Annotated in this window: 18 protein-coding genes; 8 read left to right on the top strand and 10 right to left on the bottom strand. The window is 72.1% G+C overall.

What is annotated here, in order from left to right; translation table 11 throughout:
- Positions 1-635: 635 nt before the first annotated feature.
- Both AB0I49_RS11780 and AB0I49_RS11775 read left to right on the top strand, forming a co-directional pair.
- Positions 636-2,852 carry an ATP-dependent RecD-like DNA helicase gene (locus tag AB0I49_RS11780; protein ID WP_363226742.1) on the top strand — a complete coding sequence of 739 codons (2,217 nt, stop codon included), beginning with the start codon at positions 636-638 and terminating at the stop codon, positions 2,850-2,852.
- Positions 2,853-3,048: 196 nt separating this feature from the next.
- Positions 3,049-4,338, top strand: a complete 1,290-nt coding sequence (locus tag AB0I49_RS11775; RefSeq protein ID WP_363226741.1) for a citrate synthase — start codon at positions 3,049-3,051, stop codon at positions 4,336-4,338.
- A gap of 426 nt (positions 4,339-4,764) precedes the next feature.
- Here AB0I49_RS11775 and AB0I49_RS11770 read toward each other — a convergent pair whose 3' ends face one another.
- The 6 genes from AB0I49_RS11770 to AB0I49_RS11745 all read right to left on the bottom strand — a co-directional run bounded on the left by AB0I49_RS11770 (position 4,765) and on the right by AB0I49_RS11745 (position 11,349).
- A complete protein-coding gene (locus AB0I49_RS11770; RefSeq protein WP_363226740.1) occupies positions 4,765-7,089 on the bottom strand; it encodes a heavy metal translocating P-type ATPase in 2,325 nt (774 codons plus the stop codon).
- A 93-nt stretch (positions 7,090-7,182) separates the two neighbouring features.
- Positions 7,183-7,416, bottom strand: a complete 234-nt coding sequence (locus AB0I49_RS11765) for a heavy-metal-associated domain-containing protein (RefSeq protein WP_363226739.1) — start codon at positions 7,414-7,416, stop codon at positions 7,183-7,185.
- 251 nt (positions 7,417-7,667) lie between these two features.
- Positions 7,668-7,874 (bottom strand): MerR family transcriptional regulator, encoded by a 207-nt coding sequence (locus AB0I49_RS11760; protein WP_363226738.1) that lies wholly within the window; start codon positions 7,872-7,874, stop codon positions 7,668-7,670.
- A 289-nt stretch (positions 7,875-8,163) separates the two neighbouring features.
- On the bottom strand, positions 8,164-9,270 hold the full coding sequence (locus AB0I49_RS11755; RefSeq protein WP_363226737.1) for a Gfo/Idh/MocA family oxidoreductase: 1,107 nt from the start codon (positions 9,268-9,270) through the stop codon (positions 8,164-8,166).
- An 82-nt stretch (positions 9,271-9,352) separates the two neighbouring features.
- Entirely contained in the window at positions 9,353-10,372 is a 1,020-nt protein-coding gene (locus tag AB0I49_RS11750) for a Gfo/Idh/MocA family oxidoreductase (protein ID WP_363226736.1), read from the bottom strand.
- A gap of 56 nt (positions 10,373-10,428) precedes the next feature.
- Entirely contained in the window at positions 10,429-11,349 is a 921-nt protein-coding gene (locus tag AB0I49_RS11745; protein WP_363226735.1) for a sugar phosphate isomerase/epimerase, read from the bottom strand.
- Between the two features lie 369 nt (positions 11,350-11,718).
- Here AB0I49_RS11745 and iolC point away from each other — a divergent pair, with 369 nt between their 5' ends.
- The 6 genes from iolC (at position 11,719) to AB0I49_RS11715 (ending at position 19,695) form a co-directional block, all read left to right on the top strand.
- Complete coding sequence (iolC, locus tag AB0I49_RS11740) at positions 11,719-12,720, top strand: 5-dehydro-2-deoxygluconokinase (RefSeq protein ID WP_363226734.1); 1,002 nt, start codon at positions 11,719-11,721, stop codon at positions 12,718-12,720.
- A 190-nt stretch (positions 12,721-12,910) separates the two neighbouring features.
- Positions 12,911-13,798, top strand: coding sequence for a deoxyribose-phosphate aldolase (locus tag AB0I49_RS11735; protein ID WP_363226733.1), 888 nt, complete (start codon positions 12,911-12,913; stop codon positions 13,796-13,798).
- Between the two features lie 66 nt (positions 13,799-13,864).
- Positions 13,865-14,785, top strand: a complete 921-nt coding sequence (gene iolB, locus AB0I49_RS11730; protein ID WP_363226732.1) for a 5-deoxy-glucuronate isomerase — start codon at positions 13,865-13,867, stop codon at positions 14,783-14,785.
- Positions 14,785-16,710 (top strand): 3D-(3,5/4)-trihydroxycyclohexane-1,2-dione acylhydrolase (decyclizing), encoded by a 1,926-nt coding sequence (gene iolD / locus AB0I49_RS11725; RefSeq protein WP_363226731.1) that lies wholly within the window; start codon positions 14,785-14,787, stop codon positions 16,708-16,710. Before iolB ends, iolD begins: the two co-directional genes overlap by 1 nt.
- Before the next feature lie 28 nt (positions 16,711-16,738).
- The gene (locus AB0I49_RS11720) at positions 16,739-18,232 is read left to right on the top strand and encodes a CoA-acylating methylmalonate-semialdehyde dehydrogenase (RefSeq protein WP_363226730.1); all 1,494 of its coding nucleotides are present in this window, start codon (positions 16,739-16,741) and stop codon (positions 18,230-18,232) included.
- 209 nt (positions 18,233-18,441) lie between these two features.
- Positions 18,442-19,695 (top strand): GNAT family N-acetyltransferase, encoded by a 1,254-nt coding sequence (locus AB0I49_RS11715; RefSeq protein WP_363226729.1) that lies wholly within the window; start codon positions 18,442-18,444, stop codon positions 19,693-19,695.
- Between the two features lie 54 nt (positions 19,696-19,749).
- On the opposite strand, the gene AB0I49_RS11710 is transcribed toward AB0I49_RS11715, so the two are convergent.
- The 4 genes from AB0I49_RS11710 to AB0I49_RS11695 form a co-directional block, all read right to left on the bottom strand.
- Positions 19,750-20,307: an NUDIX domain-containing protein gene (locus AB0I49_RS11710; protein WP_363226728.1), complete on the bottom strand. Its 558-nt coding sequence runs from the start codon at positions 20,305-20,307 to the stop codon at positions 19,750-19,752.
- Between the two features lie 10 nt (positions 20,308-20,317).
- Positions 20,318-21,442 (bottom strand): adenosylhomocysteinase, encoded by a 1,125-nt coding sequence (locus AB0I49_RS11705; protein WP_363226726.1) that lies wholly within the window; start codon positions 21,440-21,442, stop codon positions 20,318-20,320.
- Entirely contained in the window at positions 21,443-21,832 is a 390-nt protein-coding gene (locus AB0I49_RS11700) for an ATP-binding protein (protein WP_363226725.1), read from the bottom strand.
- On the bottom strand, positions 21,825-22,460 hold a 636-nt coding region (locus AB0I49_RS11695; RefSeq protein WP_363226724.1), incomplete at its 5' end, for a group II intron reverse transcriptase/maturase. The genes AB0I49_RS11695 and AB0I49_RS11700, both read right to left, overlap by 8 nt.

Genomic DNA, 22,460 nt, shown 5'->3' with positions numbered 1-22,460 from the left:
GTGTGACGGGGCGGGCGGACCGGGGGGATGGGGCGGACCGGGGGGATCGGGCGGATTGGACGGGCCGGGGGATCGGCCTGGCCGGGGGATCGGGTGGATCGGGCGGATCGGACGGACCGGGGGGATCGGGCGGATTGGACGGACCGGGGGATCGGCCTGGCCGGGGGGATCGGGCGGATCGGGCGGATCGGACGGACCGGTTGGCGGGCTTGGCGTGGCGGTCCTCGGCGACGCCGATCGGGGCGCGGTCGGGGCCGGGGTGAGGCCGGGGCGCGGCCGGCCCCGCCGCGATGGGGCCCGGTCTGATCCGGCCTGGCCCGTCCTTCCGTCCTCGCTCGTCCTGGCCCGTCCTGGTCCGGCCCGACCCGGCCCGTCCTGGCCCGTCCTGGTCCGGCCCGACCCGGCCCGTCCTGGCCCGTCGTGGTCCGGCCCGGCCCGGCCTGGTCCGGCCCGTCCTGGTCCGGCCCGGCCGGGTGCGGGCAGGGGTCGGAGGGCCGTCGGCGGCAGCGGCGACGGCGCCTCTGCCGCCGACGGAATGGCTGGTCGGAAGGGCCCGCCGCGGTAGCGGAATGGCACCTCTCGGAAGTTATCCACAGGCCCGCACGAGTGTCCGGGCCCGGCGGTACCGTCGTGCCATGTCCCAGCAAGCGGTGCTCGAAGCGGTATTGGAACGGATCACCTACGCCAACGAGGAGAACGGCTACACGGTCGCCCGTGTGGACACCGGCCGCGGCGGCGGCGACCTCCTCACGGTGGTCGGCTCGCTGCTCGGCGCGCAGCCGGGGGAATCGCTGCGGATGGAGGGCCGCTGGGGTTCCCACCCGCAGTTCGGCCGCCAGTTCACGGTCGAGAACTACACCACGGTGCTGCCCGCCACCATCCAGGGCATCCGCCGCTATCTGGGCTCCGGCCTGATCAAGGGCATCGGCCCGAGGATCGCCGACCGGATCACGGAGCACTTCGGCACGGACACGCTCGATGTCATCGAGCAGGAGCCGGGACGCCTCGTGGAGGTGCCCGGACTCGGTCCGAAGCGCACGAAGATGATCGCGGCGGCGTGGGAGGAGCAGAAGGCCATCAAGGAGGTCATGGTCTTCCTCCAAGGGGTGGGCGTCTCCACCTCCATCGCGGTGCGCATCTATAAGAAATATGGCGACGCCTCCATCTCCGTCGTGCGCAACGAGCCCTACCGGCTGGCGGCCGATGTGTGGGGCATCGGCTTCCTGACCGCTGACCGGATCGCCCAGTCCGTCGGCATTCCGCATGACAGCCCCGAGCGGGTCAAGGCCGGTCTCCAGTACGCCCTTTCGCAGTCCACGGATCAAGGGCACTGCTATCTCCCGGAGGAGCGGCTGATCGCCGACGCGGTCAAGCTGCTCCAGGTCGACACCGGTCTGGTCATCGACTGCCTCGGCGAACTGGCCGCCGACGAGGAGGGGGTGGTCCGCGAGAGCGTGCCCGGACCGGACGGGGAGCCCGTCACCGCGGTCTATCTCGTCCCCTTCCACCGGGCCGAGCTGTCCCTGGCCGGTCAGTTGCGGCGGCTGCTGCGGGCGGAGGAGGACCGGCTGCCCGCCTTCCGCACGGTCGAGTGGGACAAGGCGCTGGCCTGGCTCGCGGACCGTACGGGGGCCGAGCTGGCCCCCGAGCAGCGGGACGCGGTGCGGCTGGCGCTGACGGAGAAGGTCGCGGTGCTGACCGGCGGCCCGGGGTGCGGCAAGTCCTTCACCGTGCGGTCGGTGGTGGAGCTGGCCCGCGCCAAGAAGGCCAAGGTGGTGCTGGCCGCGCCGACCGGCCGGGCCGCCAAGCGGCTCTCGGAGCTGACCGGGGCCGAGGCCGGCACCGTGCACCGGCTGCTGGAGCTGAAGCCCGGCGGCGACGCCGCGTACGACAAGGAGCGGCCGCTGGATGCCGACCTGGTGGTGGTCGACGAGGCGTCGATGCTGGACCTGCTGCTCGCCAACAAGTTGATCAAGGCGGTCGCGCCGGGCGCGCATCTGCTGCTCGTCGGGGATGTGGACCAGCTCCCGTCGGTCGGGGCGGGGGAGGTGCTGCGGGACCTGCTCGCGGAGGGCGGGCCGGTGCCGGCCGTGCGGCTGACGCGGATCTTCCGGCAGGCGCAGCAGTCCGGCGTGGTGACCAATGCCCACCGCATCAACGCGGGTACGCCGCCCATCACCCAGGGGCTGGCGGATTTCTTCCTCTTCGCCGAGGACGACACCGAGGAGGCGGGGCGGCTGACGGTGGACGTGGCGGCGCGGCGCATCCCCGCCAAGTTCGGTCTCGACCCGCGCCGGGACGTGCAGGTGCTGGCCCCCATGCACCGGGGGCCGGCCGGGGCGGGGACGCTCAACGGGCTGCTCCAGCAGGCGATCACACCGGCCCGGCCGGATCTGCCGGAGCGGCGGTTCGGCGGCCGGGTCTTCCGGGTCGGCGACAAGGTCACCCAGATCCGCAACAACTACGAGAAGGGGGAGAACGGCGTCTTCAACGGCACGGTCGGCGTCGTCACCGGGCTGAACGCGGAGGAGCAACGGCTGACCGTGCGTACGGACGAGGACGAGGAGGTGCCGTACGACTTCGACGAGCTGGACGAGCTCGCGCACGCGTACGCGGTGACGATCCACCGCTCGCAGGGCAGCGAGTACCCGGCGGTGGTGATCCCCGTCACCACCGGGGCGTGGATGATGCTCCAGCGCAATCTGCTGTATACCGCCGTGACTCGGGCGAAGCGGCTCGTGGTGCTGGTGGGCTCCAGAAAAGCGCTGGGGCAGGCGGTGCGGACGGTCTCCGCGGGTAGGCGGTGCACTGCGCTGGATCACCGGCTGGGCGGTGGCATACGCGATGCATAAATATTCAACAAGCTTCTGGGTGTCCCCAGGTTTCCCCAAGTGGGGCGAAGGGGGCAGTATGGGCAGGCTAGGCGGCACTGAGTGCCGCGCATAGGCCCTTTGGCCGACCCCGAGTGCACGTGCATGGTCCAAATGGGGGAAGGTAGAGGGAGTCAGGGCACCTCGAAGAAGAGGCACAACGTCGGTGAGGGATGACGTGAGCGACAACTCTGTAGTACTGCGGTACGGGGACGGCGAATACACCTACCCGGTGGTCGACAGCACCGTCGGCGACCAGGGCTTCGATATCGGCAAGCTTCGCGCCCAGACCGGTCTGGTGACCCTGGACAGCGGTTACGGCAACACCGCCGCGTACAAATCGGCGATCACCTACCTCGACGGCGAGCAGGGCATCCTGCGCTACCGCGGCTACCCGATCGAGCAGCTGGCGGAGCACAGCACGTTCCTGGAGACGGCGTTCCTGCTGATCAACGGCGAGCTGCCGACCGTCGACGAGCTGTCGACGTTCAAGGGCGAGATCACCCAGCACACGCTGCTGCACGAGGACGTGAAGCGGTTCTACGACGGCTTCCCGCGGGACGCGCACCCGATGGCGATGCTGTCGTCCGTGGTCAGCGCGCTGTCCACGTTCTACCAGGACAGCCACAACCCGTTCGACGAGAAGCAGCGTCACCTGTCCACGATCCGGCTGCTGGCCAAGCTGCCGACGATCGCGGCGTACGCGTTCAAGAAGTCGGTGGGCCAGCCCGTCGTCTACCCGCGGAACGACCTCGGCTATGTCGAGAACTTCCTGCGCATGACCTTCTCGGTGCCCGCCGCCGACTACGACCTGGACCCGGTCGTGGCCGGCGCGCTGGACAAGCTGCTGATTCTGCACGCCGACCACGAGCAGAACTGCTCCACCTCGACGGTGCGGCTCGTCGGCTCCTCGCAGGCCAACCTGTTCGCCTCCATCTCGGCGGGCATCAACGCGCTGTGGGGCCCGCTGCACGGCGGCGCCAACCAGTCGGTGCTGGAGATGCTGGAAGGCATCCAGCAGTCCGGCGGCGACGTCGACACCTTCATCCGCAAGGTGAAGAACAAGGAAGACGGCGTGAAGCTCATGGGCTTCGGGCACCGCGTCTACAAGAACTTCGACCCCCGGGCGAAGATCATCAAGGCTGCGGCGCACGACGTCCTCTCCGCCCTGGGCAAGGACGACGAGCTGCTCGACATCGCGCTCAAGCTCGAAGAGCACGCGCTGGCCGACGACTACTTCGTGGAGCGCAAGCTCTACCCGAACGTCGACTTCTACACCGGCCTCATCTACCGGGCCATGGGCTTCCCGACCGAGATGTTCACCGTGCTCTTCGCGCTCGGCCGGCTTCCCGGTTGGATCGCCCAGTGGCACGAGATGATCAAGGAGCCGGGTTCCCGCATCGGCCGCCCGCGCCAGATCTACACGGGCATCGTCGAGCGCGACTTCATCCCGGTGGAGCAGCGCTGAGTGGAGCAGCGCTGAGGCGTCGCACGCCGAGCGCTCCGCGAGCCGCATAAGGAAAGCGCCCCGCTGCCGATCCCCCCACGGGTCGGAGCGGGGCGCTTCCTGTTTCCCGGTTCGGATTCCCCCCACGGGATCCGGCCGGGAGCCTGGACGCCGGTTCGCACCGGCGTACGCCTTGACGCGATCTGCCGGGACGCGTACATACGGGAGGGCCGCTCAAAGCTCCCCGGGCACGTCGCCCCGGCCACGCGTGGCCGGCATCGTCCCCCAAGACGATGCAGCACTGCCCGGTTAGACCTGCGACCCCCGCCAATGGTTACCCCCAGATCACTGTGATCTGCGTCTCTTGCCATAAGGGGCGTAAAAGGGCAAGAGCCCCGATCTGAAGATCGAGGCTCTTGGGTGTGGGTGTTGTGTCACTTATGTGGATTAGGTGAAGGAACGGAGTCTCAGGCTGTTTGTCACCACGAAGACCGAGGAGAAGGCCATCGCGGCCCCCGCGATCATCGGGTTGAGCAGTCCGGCCGCCGCCAGCGGCAGCGCCGCCACGTTGTAGCCGAAGGCCCAGAAGAGGTTGCCCTTGATGGTGGCCAGGGTCCGGCGGGAGAGCCGGATCGCGTCCGCCGCCACCCGCAGATCGCCGCGTACGAGCGTCAGATCGCCCGCCTCGATCGCCGCGTCCGTCCCGGTGCCCATGGCCAGCCCCAGGTCGGCGGTGGCCAGGGCCGCCGCGTCGTTGACGCCGTCGCCGACCATCGCGACCGTACGGCCCTCGCCCTGCAACCGCTTGACCACGTCCACCTTGTCCTGCGGCAGCACCTCCGCGAAGACCTCGTCCCCCGGGGCGTCCATGCCGATCTCCCGGGCGACCGACTCGGCCACCGCCTTGTTGTCGCCGGTCAGCAGCACCGGGGAGAGGCCCAGCGCCCGCAGCCGGGTGATCGCCTCGGCGCTGGACTCCTTCACGGTGTCGGCCACCGCGAGGACGCCCCGTGCCGCGCCGTCCCAGGCCACGGCCACCGCCGTGCGCCCCTCGGCCTCGGCCGCCGCCTTCGCCGAGGCCAGCTCGGCGGGCAACTCGATCGACCAGTCGCTCAGCAGCTTCTCGCGCCCCACCAGCACCGCGTGCCCGTCGACCACGCCCTGGACGCCGAGCCCGGCCACGTTCTCGAAGTTCTCCGGCACGGGCAGCGAGCCCGCCTGGGCGATCGCGCCGTCCGCGATGGCGCGGGCGATCGGGTGCTCGGAGGCGTGCTCCAGCGCGCCGGCCAGCCGCAGCAGCTCCCGCTCGGTCACGCCCGGCGCGGCGACCACGTCGTGCAGCCCCATCCGGCCCGTCGTCACGGTGCCCGTCTTGTCCAGCACCACGGTGTCCACCCGGCGCGTGGACTCCAGCACCTCGGGGCCCTTGATGAGGATGCCCAGCTGCGCGCCCCGGCCCGTACCGACCATCAGGGCGGTCGGCGTCGCGAGCCCCAGGGCGCACGGGCAGGCGATGATCAGCACCGCCACGGCGGCCGTGAACGCGGCGGTCGCGTCGCCCGTCGCCAGCAGCCAGCCGGCCAGCGTGCCCAGCGCGATCACCAGTACGACCGGGACGAAGACGCCGGAGATGCGGTCCGCGAGGCGCTGCACCTGGGCCTTGCCGTTCTGCGCGTCCTCGACCAGCCGCGCCATCCGCGCCAGCTGGGTGTCCGAGCCGACCCGCGTCGCCTCGACGACGAGCCGGCCCGAGGTGTTCACGGTCGCGCCGGTCACAGCGTCACCGACGCCCACGTCCACCGGCACCGACTCGCCCGTCAGCATCGACGCGTCGACCGCCGAGCCGCCTTCGACGACCGTGCCGTCGGTGGCGATCGTCTCGCCGGGCCGTACGACGAAGCGGTCGCCGACCGCGAGGCGGGAGACCGGTACGCGCTCCTCGCGCCCGTCGCGCAGCACGGCCACGTCCCGTGCGCCCAGCTCCAGCAGGGCACGCAGTGCCGCGCCCGCCTTCCGCTTGGACTTCGCCTCCAGATAGCGGCCGACGAGGATGAACGTGGTCACCCCGGCCGCGGCCTCCAGATAGATGGACGAGGAGCCGCCGGAACGGGAGACGGTGAGGTCGAAGCCGTGCCGCATCCCGGCCATCCCGGCGTCGCCGAAGAACAGCGCCCACAGCGACCAGCCGAGGGCCGCGAGGGTGCCGATGGAGACCAGGGTGTCCATGGTGGCCGCGCCGTGCCGGGCGTTGGTCCAGGCGGCCCGGTGGAAGGGGAGCGCGCCCCAGACCACGACGGGCGCCGCCAGTGTCAGGGAGAGCCACTGCCAGTTGTCGAACTGGAGGGCGGGGACCATCGCCAGCAGCACGACGGGCACGGACAGGGTCAGCGAGACGAGCAGCCGCTGTCGCAGCGCGGCCGTCTCGCCGTCGCCCCCGTCGCCGCCGTTGGCTCCGTCGGCCCCGTCGGCCCTGGACCGTTCTTCGGCGGGCCGGTCCGGCTCGGCGGCGGCGGATTCGGATTCGGGTTTGTTCCTGGGCTCGGCGCTGTAGCCCGTCTTCTCCACGGTGGCGACGAGGTCGCCGATCTCGATGCCGTCGGCGTAGGCGACGCGCGCCTTCTCGGTGGCGAAGTTGACGGTGGCGGCGACGCCGTCCATCCGGTTGAGCTTCTTCTCGACGCGCGTGGCGCAGGACGCGCAGGTCATGCCGCCGATCGAGAGTTCGACCCGGTTGCTGTGCTCCACCGTGGCTTCGGGGGCCGTGCTGGTCATGACGGATCTCCTGGGAGGAGGGCCGGGCCGTACGGCGGCAGTATCAGCTGAGCGGTACGGCCCGGCGGGGGAGGGTGCCTCGGGGCGGACGGATCAGGCCAGGCCCACGAGCTCGTAGCCCGCCTCGTCGACGGCGGCGCGGACGGTCTCCTCGTCGAGCGGGGCGGCGGAGACCACGGTGACCAGGCCGGTGGCGGCGACGGCCTCGACGGAGGAGACGCCGTCGAGGGCGGAGAGCTCCTCGCGCACCGCCCCCTCGCAGTGGCCGCAGGTCATTCCGGTCACCTTGTAGACGGTGGTGGCGGGGGTGTCGGTCTCGGTGCTCATGGTCTCTCCTCGGTTCGTTCGGGCGGTCACTCCAGGCGCGACCGTCGCTTCCTGACAGGGTCAACCATATACCCCCTAGGGGTATTCCGCACGGAGGGGAGCGCGCGGGGCCGGGGGTGCGAGCGGATGGGGTGCGAGGAGGCGGGGGGCGAGGAGGTGCGGTACGCGCCGGGGTGTGCGAAAGCCCCGGGCCGCGCGGGAGCGCGCGACGCGGGGCCGGGGTGGATGGGGGGCTTACGAAGCCTGGCCGGTCACTTCTTGGGGTCGCGGCGGGAACGGTTGCCCGGGCGGCGGGCCACCCAGGCGCGGACGGTGTCGGCGAACCAGAACGGCTTGCCGCCCTCCACCTGGTCGGGCGGCGGCAGCAGCCCGTGCTTCCGGTAGGACCGCACGGTGTCCGTCTGTACGCCGATGTGGGCGGCGATCTCCCTGTAGGACCAAAGCCTCCGGTCGGTCATCTTCGCGCCTCTCCGCGGTGCCGCAGCCACGGATGGGGGTCCGTCGGGGGAGCTGCGGCGCGGCCGCTCTTGATCACTCAGCCTGTGCCCGTTGAACGACGCTGAGTAATGAGCGAAGGGGTCCTGTTGACGGCCTGTGACGGAAGGACCGCGTATGCGTGACGGCTGTGACCGGGTGGAGACGGCTGTGACGAATCGGACGCACCGGGCGGAACCTGGTAGGCGCGATCTTCTCCGGCTCCCGCGAGCCCGACCGCGTGTGTGTCGGCGTAGAGCTGTTGTCCGCGCTTCAGAGAGCGGCCGTCTCCTCCGTGAACTCCGCCATCGCCACCGCGCGCCCCGTGCGCCGGGAGCGCTCGCACGCCTCGGCGACCAGCAGCGCGTGCAGCGCCTCCCGGCCCGAGCACGGGTTCGGGGCCTCCCCGGCGGCCGCCCGTACGAAGGCCGCGAGCTCCGCCCGGTACGCGGCCCCGAACCGCTCCAGGAAGCCGCCCCAGGGGTGCTCGGGCGCGGCGGGGCCGCCCGGCTCGGCGGAGGCGAAGGGCGTACGGGCGTCCAGCCCGACCACCAGTTGGCCGCGCTCCCCGGCCAGTTCCATCCGCACGTCGTACCCCGCGCCGTTGTAGCGGGTGGCGGTCGCCGTGACGAGCGTGCCGTCGTCCAGGGTGAGCAGCGCCGCGGCCGTGTCCACGTCGCCGGCCGTACGGAAGAACTCCGCGCCGTTCGCCGAGCCGCGCGCGAAGACCTCCGCCACCTCACGGCCCGTCAGCCAGCGCACCGCGTCGAAGTCGTGCACCAGGCAGTCCCGGATCAGCCCGCCGGACAGCGGCAGGAACTCCGCGGGCGGCGGCGCGGCGTCCGAGGTGACGGCCCGGATGGTGTGCAGCCGGCCGAGCCGCCCGGACCGCACCGCCTCGCGCGCCGCTCGGTACCCGGCGTCGAAGCGGCGCTGGAACCCCAACTGGAGCAGGGTGCCCGCCGCTTCGACCTCGCGCAGCGCGCGGAGCGTGCCCGGCAGGTCGAGGGCGATGGGCTTCTCGCAGTAGGCGGGCAGCCCGGCGCGGGCCGCCCGTGCGATCAGACCGGCGTGCGCGGCGGTCGCGGTGGCGATCACCACGGCGTCCACGCCCGCGGCGAAGACCGCGTCGACCGACTCGGCCGCCCGCGTCCGCGCCGGCGCTCGCCCGTCGGCACGCGCCCGCGCGTCGGTACCGCCCTGCCCGCCGATACGGCCCTGCCCGCCGGTATGGGCCCGCCCGCCGATACGGTCCGCGAGAACGGCGGCGCGGGCTGCGTCCGCGTCGGCGATCAGCAGCTCGTCGACGCCGTCCGTACCGGCGAGGGCCGCGGCGTGGAAGGAGCCGATCCGGCCCGCGCCGAGAAAACCGATGCGCATGAGGGGTTCCTGACGATCGCACGGAGGGAGCCGTTCCCCGTTCCCCGTTCCCGGTTCCCGAAGTCTCGCTCCTCGAAGGCCCTCAGCGGTACAGCTCCGGGCGCTCCACGAGGTCCACCGCCACCCGCTCGCCGGTCGCCTGGGCCCGTACGCCCGCCTCGCAGACGGCGGCCGCCGCGTAGCCGTCCCAGCAGCTGGGGCCCTCGACCGCGCCGCGCCGGGTCGCGTCCACCCAGCGCTGCACCTGCCGGTCGTACGCCTCCGCGAAGCGCTCCACGAAGCCGGGGGCGATCCCGGTGCCCCAGCGGCCGTCGGCGTTGGTGAACACGCCGTGCTCGTCGCCGATCCGGGCGGTGCCGCGCTCGCCGACCGCCTCGCACGTCACCTGGTAGCCGAAGCCGCAGTTGACGAACAGTTCGGTGTCCACGACCCGGCCCCCCGCCGTCTCGAAGAGGATGAGCTGGGGGTCGCCGAGCCCCTCGGGGGCCGCGCCGGAGGGCGTCGGGCGCAGCACGCGGACGGCGGTGATCTCCTCGTCCAGCAGCCAGCGGGTCACGTCGATCTCGTGCACGGCCGAGTCGTGGATCATCATCGCGTCGGTGAAGCCGGGCGGGGTGCCGGCGTTGCGGTGCTTGTTGTGCAGCATCAGGGTGCGGCCGAAGGCGCGTTCGTCGACGAGCCGCTTGAGCTTCAGGTAGTCGGCGTCGTAGCGGCGCATGAAGCCGACCTGTACGCGCCGGCGGCCGAGCCGCTGCTCCGCCGCCAGGACGCGCAGCGCGGAGGCCGGGTCGGGGGTGAGCGGCTTCTCGCACAGCACGGGCAGGTCACGCTCGAACGCGGCCAGCAGCGCCGCCTCGTGGGCCGGGCCGGGGGAGGCCACGAGGACGGCGTCGACGTCCGGGGCGGCCATGGCGGCGGCCGGGTCGGCGAAGGCCGCGCAGCCCTCGATGCCGTACGCCGCGGCCTCGGCCCGCGCCCGGTCGATGTCGACGACGGCCGCGACGCGCGCGCCGCTGATGACGTCGTTGATCCGGCGCACATGGTCGGCGCCCATCCGGCCGGCGCCGATGACGGCTACGCCGAGCGTTCCCAGCAGAGTCATGTCTTCCTTCGGTCGGTGTCGTGCGGTGCGAAGCGGCGGCTGCCCCGGCCCGGCGGTCACGCCCCGCAGGAGCGCAGGAAGCGCCTGGTGCGCTCGGCGATCGGGAGCGGCGCGTCCGGCGCGCACGGGTACATGTCCTGCTCGACGATGGCGAACAGGTCGACGCCGAGGCGCTGCGCCGCCGCCAGTACGGGCTCCAGCGCGGGTTCGCCGCGCGGCGGTTCGCACATCACGCCCTGCGCGACGGCCGGTCCGAACGGCGTCCCGTTCCGTACGACGTCGGCGAGGATCTCCGGGGCCACCTGCTTGAGGTGGAGATAGCCGATCCGCTCCCCGTAGGTCTCGATGAGCTTGACGCTGTCACCGCCGCAGTAGGCGTAGTGGCCGGTGTCCAGGCAGAGGTTCACCAGGTCGGGGTCGGTGGCGTCGAGGAACCGTTCGACGTGCGCCTCGGAGTCGATGTGGGTGTCGGCGTGCGGGTGGACGACGATGTCGAGCCCGTAGCGGTCGCGCACCTCGCGGCCCAGCCGCTCCATGCCGCTCGCGAGGTTCCGCCACTGCTCGGCGGTGAGTTCACGGTCCTCGATGATCTCGGCGGTCTTGTCGTCGCGCCAGAAGGACGGGATGACGACGAGGTGCCGCGCGCCCATCGCCCGCGTCAGGCCGGCGACCTTCGCCACGTGCGCCCAGGTCGCGTCCCAGGTGGCCGGGCCGCGGTGCAGCGAGGTGAAGACCGTACCGGCCGAGACCCGCAGCCCGCGCCGGTCGGTCTCCTCGCGGAGCCGGTCCGCCTCGCTGGGCAGATAGCCGTACGGGCCCAGCTCGATCCACTCGTAGCCGGCCCCGGCGACCTCGTCCAGGAAGCGCTGCCAGGGGACTTGCCGCTCGTCGTCGGGGAACCAGACCCCCCACGAGTCGGGGGCCGAACCGACCCGAATCCGGTCCAGGACGGCTGCTCCGGTGCGAGGTGCGGACATGCTGCGGCTCTCCTTTCACCGGTCGGCGGTGACCGGGAAGGCATAGGCGGGTCGCCGGTCAGCCTCTACGGCGGTCCGGCGACTGTCAAGACTTCGTCCTGACATACGGACTTAAGGACTTTGTCACCCGGAGGCCCTTCGCGGGGGCCGCTCCCCAGGGTCTCGCGAACAACGTAAGTATGTAAGGACAAAGCGTTGACAGGGTGTGAATCCGCGGTTAGACCTGTGCCAGGCGAGGGGCCAGGAGGCCAAGAGGCCAGGAGGCCGAGACGCCAAGACGGGCAAGGCATACAAGACATCAAGACGCTGCGAGCCCGCGCCGGGAGTCCGCGGCGGAGCCGGAAGGCCGGGGAACGTGAAGGGGTACCCATGACCGAGCCGTACGACCTGATCACGATGGGCCGCATCGGGGTCGACATCTACCCGCTCCAGACCGGCGTGCCGCTGTCGCGGGTGGAGACCTTCGGCAAGTTCCTCGGCGGCTCCGCCACCAACGTCGCCGTCGCCGCCGCCCGCCTCGGCCGCCGCTCCGCCGTCATCAGCCGCACCGGCGCGGACCCCTTCGGCGACTACGTCCACCAGGCGCTGCGCGACTTCGGCGTGGACGACCGGTGGGTGACCCCCGTCGACCGCCACCCCACCCCCGTCACCTTCTGCGAGATCTTCCCGCCCGACGACTTCCCGCTGTACTTCTACCGCCTCCCCAAGGCCCCCGACCTGGACATCCGTCCGGAGGAACTGGACCTGGACGCCGTTCGCGACGCCCGCGTCTTCTGGATGACCGGCACCGGGCTGTGCGAGGAGCCCAGCCGCTCGGCCACCCTCGCCGCCCTGGAGGCCCGCGCCGCCGCCGCGCCCGGCCGGCACACCGTGTTCGACCTCGACTGGCGCCCCATGTTCTGGGGCGGCGAGGGCGGCGCGTCCGGAGCCGGGGGCGCGAACGGCCCCGCCGCGCGCGCCGCCGCACGCCCCTATTACGAGGCGGCGCTCGCCCACGCCACCGTCGCGGTCGGCAACCTCGACGAGGCCGAAGTCGCCACCGGCGTACGGGAACCGGGGGAGTGCGCCCGCGCTCTGCTGGAGACCGGCGTCGAACTCGCCGTCATCAAGCAGGGGCCCAAGGGCGTGCTCGCCGTCCACCGCGACGGGCGCCGGGCCGAGGTGCCGCCCACCCCCGTCGACGTCGTCAACGGCCTCGGCGCGGGGGACTCCTTCGGCGGTTCCCTCTGCCACGGGCTGCTCAGCGGCTGGGAGCTGGCCCCGGCGATGCGCTACGCCAATGCCGCCGGGGCCATCGTCGCCTCGCGGCTGGCCTGTTCCTCGGCGATGCCGACCGCCGCGGAAGTCGAGGCGTTCCTCGCCGAGCACTGAACGGCCCCGAGCCCGTACGAGCGCACGCCCGCCGGACCCGTGCGCAGGCCGAGCCCGTACGCCGGTACCCGCCCGCCCGCGCGAACCCCCGCCCGCCGCCCGCGCGAACCCCCGCCCGTACGCCGGAAGTACTTCGGCACCCGCCCTCCCCACGCGCCCCCGCACCGCCACGAGGAAGTGAGAAACCCCCTTGACCACTCGCATCTCCGATATCGCGGCGACGCGGGCGCGCCACCCCGAGGCCATCGCCGAAGCCGCAGCCGAGCGCCCGCGCCGCCCCCTCGTCGGCGGTACCGGCCGGCTGATGATCATCGCGGCCGACCATCCGGCGCGCGGCGCCCTCGCCGTCGGCGACCGCAAGCTGGCCATGGCGAACCGCGTGGACCTGCTGGAACGCATGTGCCTGGCGCTGTCCCGGCCCGGCGTCGACGGCGTGCTCGCCACCGCCGACGTCCTGGAGGACCTGCTCCTCCTCGGGGCGCTCGACGGCAAGGTCGCCATGGGCTCCATGAACCGCGGCGGACTCGCGGGCGCCGCCTTCGAGATGGACGACCGGTTCACCGGCCACCGCCCCGAGGACCTCGCCCGGCTCCGCTTCGACGCCGGGAAGCTGCTGCTGCGCATCGACTACGACGACCCCGGTTCGCTCTCCACCCTGGAGACCACCGCCCGCGTCATCGACGCGATGGCGGCGCTGCGGCTGCCGGTCTTCGTCGAGCCGTTCATCTCCCGCCGCGTCGACGGCAAGGTCAGGAACGACCTCGGCGCGGACGCCGTCACCACGTCCGTGGCCATCGCCGCCGGGCTCGGCGGCACCTCCGCGTACACCTGGCTCAAGCTCCCCGTCACCCGCGACCCCGACGACATGGCCCGGGTCTGCGAGACCTCCACGCTGCCCGTCGTGCTGCTCGGCGGGGAGGTCGGCTCCTCGCCGGAGAGCCAGGCCGGGGCGTACGAGAAGTGGCGCAAGGCGCTGCGGCTGCCCAGCGTCCAGGGCCTGGTCGTCGGCCGCTCGCTGCTCTACCCCGCGGACGGGGACGTGGCGGCGGCCGTGGACACCGCCGTCGGACTGCTCTAGCAACGCACGGCCGCCGCGGCCGACGCCCGCTGTATCCCGCCGCCTCCCCGCAGGAGACTTGATCGCATGACCGTCACCCGCACCTTCCACCTCCCGGCGGGAACCGCCGCCGACGGCCCGTACGCCCTCGACATCGGCCCGGAGCGGGCCGGCTGGACGCACTCCAGCCTCCGCGTCCTCGACCTCCCGCCCGGCGGCGCGCACACCCTCGCCGCCGGCGACAGCGAATGGATCGTCCTGCCGCTGGCGGGGGCCTGCACCGTCGCCTGCGGGTCGCTGACCTTCGAACTGCACGGCCGCGCCGATGTGTTCAGCGGCGTCAGCGACTTCGCGTACGTACCGCGCGACGCCGAGGCGCGGATCGCGAGCGAGCGCGGCGGACGCTTCGCCCTGACCGGCGCGCGCTGCGAGCGGCGGCTGCCGTTCCGCTACGGGCCCGCGTCCGGCGTCCCTGTCGAACTGCGCGGCGCGGGGAACTGCTCGCGCCAGGTCAACAACTTCGGCGCGGCGGACGTCTTCGACTGCGACCGGCTCATCGCCGTCGAGGTGCTCACCCCCGGCGGCAACTGGTCCTCCTACCCGCCGCACAAGCACGACGAGCACCGCCCCGGCGAGGAGTCCGAACTGGAGGAGATCTATTACTTCGAGATCGCCGCGGCGCACGGCGCCCAGGGCGTCGGCTACCAGCGCGTGACCCCCTCGGGCCCCGGCCGCACCACCGATGTGCTGGCGGAGGTCAGGAGCGGGGACACGGTCGTCATCCCCGACGGCTGGCACGGCCCGTCCATCGCGGCCCCCGGCCACACCCTGTACTACCTCAACGTCATGGCGGGCCCCGGCGAGGAGCGCGCCTGGCTGATCCGCGACCACCCCGAGCACGCCTGGCTCCGCGAGACCTGGGCCGGGCAGCCCGTGGACCCCCGACTGCCGCTGTACGCCGCACCGCCCGCACCGTCCGCGCCGACCGCACCGTCCGGAGCCGCCTGATGACCGTGCCCACGACCTCGACCTCGACCTCGACCTCGATCTCGACCGCCGGCGCGACGCGCCGGCGCACCGTCGCGCAGGCCCTGGTGGAGTTCCTCGCCCACCAGTACACCGAGCGGGACGGACGCCGCCGACGCCTCGTCAGCGCCTGCTGGGGGATCTTCGGCCACGGCAACGTGGCGGGCGTCGGCCAGGCGCTCCTGGAGTCCGAGGGCGCGCTGCCCTACCTCCAGGGCCGCAACGAACAGGCCATGGTGCACGCCGCCGTCGGCTACGCCCGGCAGTGCGACCGGCTCTCCGCGCACGCCGTCACCACCTCCATCGGCCCCGGCGCCACCAACCTCACCACCGGCGCGGCGCTCGCGACCGTCAACCGCCTCCCGGTGCTCCTGCTCCCCGGCGACGCCTTCGCCACCCGCCCCGCCGACCCCGTCCTCCAGCAGCTCGAAGTCCCCGGCGCGGGCGACGTGTCGGTCAACGACGCGCTGCGGCCCGTGTCCCGCTACTTCGACCGCGTGCACCGGCCGGAGGCGCTGATCCCCGCCGCGCTCCAGGCCATGCGGGTGCTCGCCGACCCCGTCGAGACCGGCGCCGTGACCCTCGCGCTGCCGCAGGACGTACAGGCGGAGGCGTACGACTGGCCGGAGGAGTTCTTCGCCGACCGGACCTGGTACGTGCCCCGCCCCGCCCCGGACGCGGGGGCGCTCGCCGAGGCCGCGCGCCTGGTACGGGCCGCCGAACGCCCCCTGATCGTCGCGGGCGGCGGCGTCCACCACAGCGAGGCCGAGGACGCGCTGCGCGCCCTCGCCGACGCCACCGGCATCCCCGTCGCCTCCACCCAGGCGGGCAAGGGCTCGCTGCGCCACGACCACCCGGCGGACGTCGGCGGCATCGGCCACACCGGCACGGCCGTCGCCGACGGACTCGCCCGCACCGCCGACCTGGTGATCGGCGTCGGCACCCGCTACACCGACTTCACCACCGCCTCCTCGACGCTCTTCGCCGCCCCCGGCGTCCGCTTCGCCAACCTCAACATCGCCTCCTTCGACGCCCACAAACTCGCCGCCCACTCGGTGGTCGCCGACGCGCGGACCGGCCTGGAGGCGCTGGCGGCGGCCCTCGCGGGACACCGGGTGTCCGGTGCGTACGAGGCCGAGTACGCGGCGGGCAAGGCGCGGTGGGAGGCGCTGGTCGACCGCGCCTTCGCCGCCCCCGACCCGGCCGCCCGGCCCTCCCAGAGCCAGGTCGTCGGCGCGCTCGACGCCGTCGTCGGCGACGAGGACGTCGTCATCAACGCCGCGGGCTCGCTCCCCGGCGACCTCCACAAGCTGTGGCGCGCCCGTTCCCGCCGCCAGTACCACCTCGAATACGGCTACTCCTGCATGGGGTACGAGATCCCGGCCGCCATCGGCGTCCGCCTCGCCGCACCCGACCGGCCGGTGTGGGCGCTGGTCGGCGACGGGACGTATCTGATGATGCCCACCGAGATCGTCACGGCCGTCCAGGAGGGCATCGCCATCAAGGTGGTGCTGGTCCAGAACCACGGCTACGCCTCCATCGGCGGCCTCTCCGAGAGCGTCGGCGGCGAGCGCTTCGGCACCGCCTACCGCTTCCGGGCCGCCGACGGCACGTACACCGGCGCGCCGCTCCCCGTCGACCTGGCCGCCAACGCGGCCTCGCTGGGCATGGACGTCCTCCGCGTCCGCGCCGTCGGCGAACTGCGTGACGCTCTTATGGTCGCGCGGGCCGCGAAACACCCCACTTGTGTCTATGTGGAGACCGAAACGGCCGACACTGTGCCGGGCGCGCCCGAAGCGCAGGCGTGGTGGGATGTGCCCGTTGCCGAGACCGCGACCCGACCGGCCGCAGTGCAGGCCCGCGAGGAGTACGACCGGCGGGCAGCCGCCCGCCGCCGTCCGTTGTGATCCGCCCCCGTAGGAAAGGTTCAGCGCCATGAAGACCGTCAACCACTGGATCGGGGGCAAGCCCGCCGAGGGCGTGTCCGGCAACTACGGCCCGGTCTACAACCCGGCGACCGGCGCGCAGGGCACCCAGGTGGCGCTCGCCTCCGTCGAGGAGGTCGACGCCGCCGTCGCGGCGGCCAAGGACGCGTACCGCACCTGGGGCACCAGCTCGCTCGCCACGCGCACCGCGATCCTCTTCAAGTTCCGCGAGCTGGTCGCCGCCCACCGCGACGAGATCGCCGAGCTGATCACCGCCGAGCACGGCAAGGTGCACGCGGACGCGCTCGGCGAGGTCGCCCGCGGCCTGGAGGTCATCGAGCTGGCCTGCGCGCTGCCGCTCCAGCTCAAGGGCGAGCTGTCCACGCAGGTCTCCACCCGCGTGGACGTCGCGGCCATCCGCCAGTCGCTGGGCGTCGTGGCGGGCATCACGCCGTTCAACTTCCCGTCCATGGTGCCGATGTGGATGTTCCCCATCGCCATCGCCTGCGGCAACACCTTCGTGCTCAAGCCCAGCGAGAAGGTGCCGTCCGCCGCGTACCGGCTCGGCGCGCTGGCCGCCGAGGCCGGGCTCCCGGACGGCGTCCTGAACATCGTCAACGGCGACAAGGTCGCCGTCGACCGGCTGCTGGAGCACCCCGACATCGCGGCCGTCAGCTTCGTCGGCTCCACCCCCATCGCCCGCCACATCCACACCACGGCCACCGCCAACGGCAAGCGCGTCCAGGCGCTCGGCGGCGCGAAGAACCACATGCTGGTCCTCCCCGACGCCGACCTCGAACTGGCCGCGGACGCCGCGATCAACGCCGCCTACGGCTCGGCCGGCGAGCGCTGCATGGCCGTCTCCGTGGTCGTCGCCGTCGGCGACACCGGCGACCCGCTGATCGAGAAGATCACCGCGCGCGCCGGCGCGCTGACCATCGGCCCCGGCGACGACCCCGCCTCCGAGATGGGCCCGCTGATCACCAAGGCCCACCGCGACAAGGTCGCCTCCTACGTCACGGGCGCCGCCGCCCAGGGCGCGGAGGTCGTCCTCGACGGCACCGGCTTCACGGTGGAGGGCTACGAGGACGGCCACTGGATCGGGGTCTCCCTGCTCGACAAGGTCACCCCGGACATGGACGCCTACCGCGACGAGATCTTCGGCCCGGTGCTGTGCGTGGTCCGCGCGGAGACGTACGAGGACGCCATCGAGCTGATCAACTCCTCGCGCTGGGGCAACGGCACCGCCATCTTCACCCGCGACGGCGGCGCGGCCCGGCGCTTCCAACTGGAGGTCGAGGCGGGCATGGTCGGCGTCAACGTGCCGATCCCGGTGCCGGTGGGCTACCACTCCTTCGGCGGCTGGAAGGAGTCGCTCTTCGGCGACCACCACATCTACGGCAACGACGGCGTGCACTTCTACACCCGCGGCAAGGTCGTCACCACCCGCTGGCCGGACCCTGCCGACGGCGGCATCAACCTGGGCTTCCCCAGCAACCACTGACCCGGTGACCCACTGACCCGGGCGACCACCCGCGCCCGGTACGAGGCCCCTGTCGGACGTCGCCGACGGGGGCCTCACCCCGTCCCGCCCCGCTCCGCCCTGGCGCACTCCGTCCCGCCTGGCCGCACTCCGTCCCGCCCCGGCCCGTACGCTCATGCGCCGACGAAAATGCCTTGCTCACCCGGTCGCCGCCGAGCACGATCGGCCTTGTGCGCCCTGTGAACGCCAATTCGCCCGTCGCCCCCGCAGCCCTGCGGTTCGGCGAGATCCCCGAAGCCCACATCGACCGCGCGCTCGACCACACGGCCCTGGTCTTCCACGAGTCCTACGACGAGGACGAGCGCGCCGGCCACCGCACCTTCCTCAAGCGCTGCGAGCGCGTCGGCGCGTACGACGGCGACCACCTCGTCGGGCTGCTCGCGGCCCACCCCCTCCAGCTGTCCATACCCGGCGGCCAACTGCCGTGCGCCGGAGTGACGTTCGTATCCGTGGCACCGACCCACCGCCGGCGCGGCGTGCTCACCGGCATGCTCGGCGAACTGTGGCGGCGGTGCGCCGCGGCCGGCCAGCCGCTCGCCGCGCTGTGGGCCTCCGAGGCCGCGATCTACGGCCGCTTCGGCTTCGGCCCCGGCACGCAGTTCCAGACCGTGGAGATCGACTCGGGCCGCTCGCTCGACCTCCGCGTCACCCCGGACCCGCGCCCCCTGCGGCTCGTACCCGCCGCCGACGCGCCCGCCGTCATCGGCCCCCTGTACGAGGCGAACCGGGCCGAACGCGCGGGCCGCCTCGCCCGCGACGCGTACTGGTGGCGGGAGATCGTCCTGCCCGAGAAGGCCGAGGACGAGGACGAACTCGGCCCGCCGCGGGTCGTCGTGCTCGGCGGGGACCCGCCCGCCGGCTACGCCGTCTACCGCGTCCGCGACACCGGCGGCGACGGGCCCGACGCCGTCGAGCTCGTCGAGCTGGAGGCGGAGACGCCGGCGGTCGCGGCGGCCCTGTGGAAGTACCTCGCCGACATCGACCTGACCTCGAAGGTACGGGCCTGGGGCCGCCCCGCCGACGACGTGCTGCCCCTGATCGCCGGCGACCGCGACCAGGTCCGCGTCGTCGGCGAGTCCCCCGCCCTCTGGATCCGCCTCGCCGACATACGCACCGCCCTGACCGCCCGCTCCTGGGCGGCCCCCGTCGACCTCGTACTCGACGTACGGGACACGGCGCTCCCCGCCAACGAAGGCCGCTTCCGCCTCACGACCGACGCCAAGACCTGCACATACGAGCCGGTCACCGACCCGGCCGACCTCTCCCTGGACGTCCGCGAGCTGTCGGCCTGCTACCTGGGCGGCACCCGCCTGACCCATCTGCTGCGAGCCGGCCTCATCACCGAACACACCCGGGGCGCGGCCCGCGTCCTGGACGACGCACTGCGTACGGAGTATCTGCCGTTCACGACCGACGGGTTCTGACCCCGGCTCGATGAGCGGGCCGCGGGAGGCCGTCCCTCCGTTGAGGGGATGGAGCTATCGGTCTCCTGCGCCCAGTGCCGCGCCCAGCGCCTCCAGAATGCGACCGCGCAGCGTCTCGTTCTCGATGGTGTCGGCGTAGCGCCAGTCCGCGGCGGTGATCTCCTCGGTCTGCAGTTCGCCGACGTCGGCCGAGCTGCGGAAGAGGAACCGGAAGTCGAAGTGCCGGTGACCCGGCTCGCCCTTGGCGGGGATGCGGTGAACGTCGATATGCACGGGGCGGGTTCCGGCGGGAACGATGGCTGAGGCCGGGATACCGGTCTCCTCGGTCAGCTCACGCCGCGCGGCGGCGAGGAGGCTGACGTCGACGGTCTCCAGGTGTCCGCCGGGCAGGAGCCAGCGGTTGAGGGCGAGGTGCTTGATGTGGAGTACGCGGCCGGCGGGGTCGGCGAGAATCGCCCCTGCCGTGGCGTGGCCGCGGAACTCCTCCCGGTCGGCGAGGTCGGCTTCCGCGTCGAGGAGTTCGACGATGGAGGCGAGCCGCCACTTCTCGCCGGGGCGGGCGCCGAGGTAGTCATCGAGCGTCTCCCGGATGTGGCCGGACGTGATGGGCACAGGTGTCTCCTCATCGGTTGAAGTAGTCGAGCCAAGTAGCGGCGATGGTGGCACGGTCGGCCGGGCTGATTTCGTGCATTCCGGGGGCGAGCCCGCCGCGGGCGAGTGCGGCGGAGGCGGCGAGAATCTCGGCCTGGATGAGAAAGATGAATGGGCCCACACTGGCGCCGTGCAGGAAGTTGACGGCGTTGCCGCCGTTGAGCAGGTAGAAGTAGTGGCCGGTCGTCAGGTAGCGAGTGACGTGCTCGCCGACGTGAGCACGCTCGTACACGTCCGGCAGGCCGGCGAGTTCGAGTTCGTCCTCGCTGCTGGTCACGGTGGCGACGTACGCGCCGTTGCGCAGTTGGGGGAAGTCCTCGCCGCGCAGTGAGAGTGACCCCGTCGCGCACAGTACGAGACCGGCTTCGCGGAGCCCGGCTTCACGGTCGCGGGTCACCGCGAAACCCTGCGAGAGCGTCTGCGTGCGGCGCACGGGATCGATGTCGTACACCGCGACCCTTATGCCTTTGGCCTGCAGCAAACGGGCGATGCTCGACCCGAGCTTGCCGAAGCCGATGACGAGGGCGGTGCGGCCGTGCAGGATGTCGCCCCGATTGCGCATGAGCGCCTCGGTCGAGAATACGACCGACTGGCCCACGAGGAAGTCCTCGGGGTCCTTGAGCGGGGACCGTGCCACGGAGACCACGGGGCAGGGCGTCTTGTCGAGGCCGGCGTAGCGACGGTGCCCGTTCTCGGTGTCCTCGACCACGCCTAGGATCTGCCCCGAGAAGCGATCGCAGAGCGCCTCGAGCGACGGAGCGAAGTATCCGCCCACGTCGAGCAGGACGACCGGGCATCCGGCGGCGCGGGCGTCGAGGTACCGCACGGCACGCTCGGGGTCGGAGAACAGCCCACGCGACAGCCTGTCGCACGGGTACCCGTCGCCCTCGACCTGGCGCAGCGCCCCGCCATGCACGGACTTCGGCTTGGGCAGCACAGCCCGCAGCTCGGTCACGCCCGCCACGCCTCGCACGAACGCGGGACGCTCCGGCAGCAGGTGCGTGATCAGGAACGCGGCAGGGCGGTCGACGGGCGCGAAGCACGCGGCGATCTTGCCGAAGTAGGCGTCGAGCCGTGCACGTTCGAAGTCTTCCATTTACTGCACCTCTCCATCGGCGGAGTCGGTCTTGAAGACCAGCCAAACGGTCTTGCCGGGGACGTGCCGCATGACGCCGAAGTCATCGCTCAGGGCCTTCACCAGATGAAGGCCCCTGCCTCCGAGATCACCAGCTCTCCCGTGTCCCATCTCCACCTGTCCGCCCCCGCTGTCGCGCACCTCGACGCGAAGCAGTGAACCGTCGGAGATGAGTCGCAGGCTGAACTCGCGTCCTGGCGGAACGCCGTGCAGCAGTACCGGTAGGCCACTGGCGAGGTTTCTGCTGAGCAGTTCCTTTTCCAGTGGCCCCCGGCCCGAACCCGCCGTGCACCTTTTCGACGCAACGGGCTCTCCAGTGACTGCGGCGTGATTCTGAATCCGGTTATGCATGGATGCCTCCGTGGCAGGACGGGCAGACCACGAGGGTTCTGCGCCGCTTTCTGAGCATCAGCTGCATCCATGCGGTCTGTTCCTTTGCCGCTTGGATTTCTGCGAGGTGGCGGACTTGGTGGACTTGCACGTCGGTCCATTCGTCGCAAAGTTCGCACCGTCCGTGGCGGAGCCTGTCGATGAGCTGGCTTCCGCGTGGGCGGCTGCGGGGCATGAGCAGAGTGGGCGGAAGGTCGTTGAGGACGGCCTTTCGCTGCCGGATCAGGGGAATGCCACCGAACCGTGCGGTCAGTGGTTTTCTGCCCTCGCGTTCCACCCTGGCTTCGAAGCACCGGCGTGATCCTTCCGGTGTCCGGACAACCGTTTTGTATTTGTTGGCCATCGCGGTCACGGTCGACCGGTGCCTGGCGGCAAGGGTTTTGAGCAGGGAGGTCAGCATGACCCCCTTGAGCCGGTCGAGTTTCCAGACGTCGCCGGCCAGCAGGTAGTACTGAACGATGCCCCGGTACTGGGCTCCGTAGATTCTGACGATATCGAACGGGGTGCAACTCGCCAGGTGGAGCAGGTGCGTGGGTTTGCCACGACGGAGAAACGGGGCGCATTTGGCTTTGATCACGTCTCTGGGCAC

The organism is Streptomyces sp. NPDC050617, from assembly GCF_040654795.1.
Classification (GTDB): domain Bacteria; phylum Actinomycetota; class Actinomycetes; order Streptomycetales; family Streptomycetaceae; genus Streptomyces.
The sequence above is the reverse complement of the archived record's forward strand: the minus strand, read 5'-3'. Positions and strand labels throughout refer to the sequence as shown.

Coding starts and splice junctions, on each gene's coding strand:
- AB0I49_RS11780 (WP_363226742.1), top strand. CDS start 636: ATGTCCCAGCAAGCGGTGCTCGAAGCGGTATTGGAACGGATCACCTAC.
- AB0I49_RS11770 (WP_363226740.1), bottom strand. CDS start 7,089: ATGACCAGCACGGCCCCCGAAGCCACGGTGGAGCACAGCAACCGGGTC.
- AB0I49_RS11765 (WP_363226739.1), bottom strand. CDS start 7,416: ATGAGCACCGAGACCGACACCCCCGCCACCACCGTCTACAAGGTGACC.
- AB0I49_RS11760 (WP_363226738.1), bottom strand. CDS start 7,874: ATGACCGACCGGAGGCTTTGGTCCTACAGGGAGATCGCCGCCCACATC.
- AB0I49_RS11755 (WP_363226737.1), bottom strand. CDS start 9,270: ATGCGCATCGGTTTTCTCGGCGCGGGCCGGATCGGCTCCTTCCACGCC.
- AB0I49_RS11750 (WP_363226736.1), bottom strand. CDS start 10,372: ATGACTCTGCTGGGAACGCTCGGCGTAGCCGTCATCGGCGCCGGCCGG.
- AB0I49_RS11745 (WP_363226735.1), bottom strand. CDS start 11,349: ATGTCCGCACCTCGCACCGGAGCAGCCGTCCTGGACCGGATTCGGGTC.
- iolC (WP_363226734.1), top strand. CDS start 11,719: ATGACCGAGCCGTACGACCTGATCACGATGGGCCGCATCGGGGTCGAC.
- iolB (WP_363226732.1), top strand. CDS start 13,865: ATGACCGTCACCCGCACCTTCCACCTCCCGGCGGGAACCGCCGCCGAC.
- iolD (WP_363226731.1), top strand. CDS start 14,785: ATGACCGTGCCCACGACCTCGACCTCGACCTCGACCTCGATCTCGACC.
- AB0I49_RS11720 (WP_363226730.1), top strand. CDS start 16,739: ATGAAGACCGTCAACCACTGGATCGGGGGCAAGCCCGCCGAGGGCGTG.
- AB0I49_RS11705 (WP_363226726.1), bottom strand. CDS start 21,442: ATGGAAGACTTCGAACGTGCACGGCTCGACGCCTACTTCGGCAAGATC.
- AB0I49_RS11700 (WP_363226725.1), bottom strand. CDS start 21,832: ATGCATAACCGGATTCAGAATCACGCCGCAGTCACTGGAGAGCCCGTT.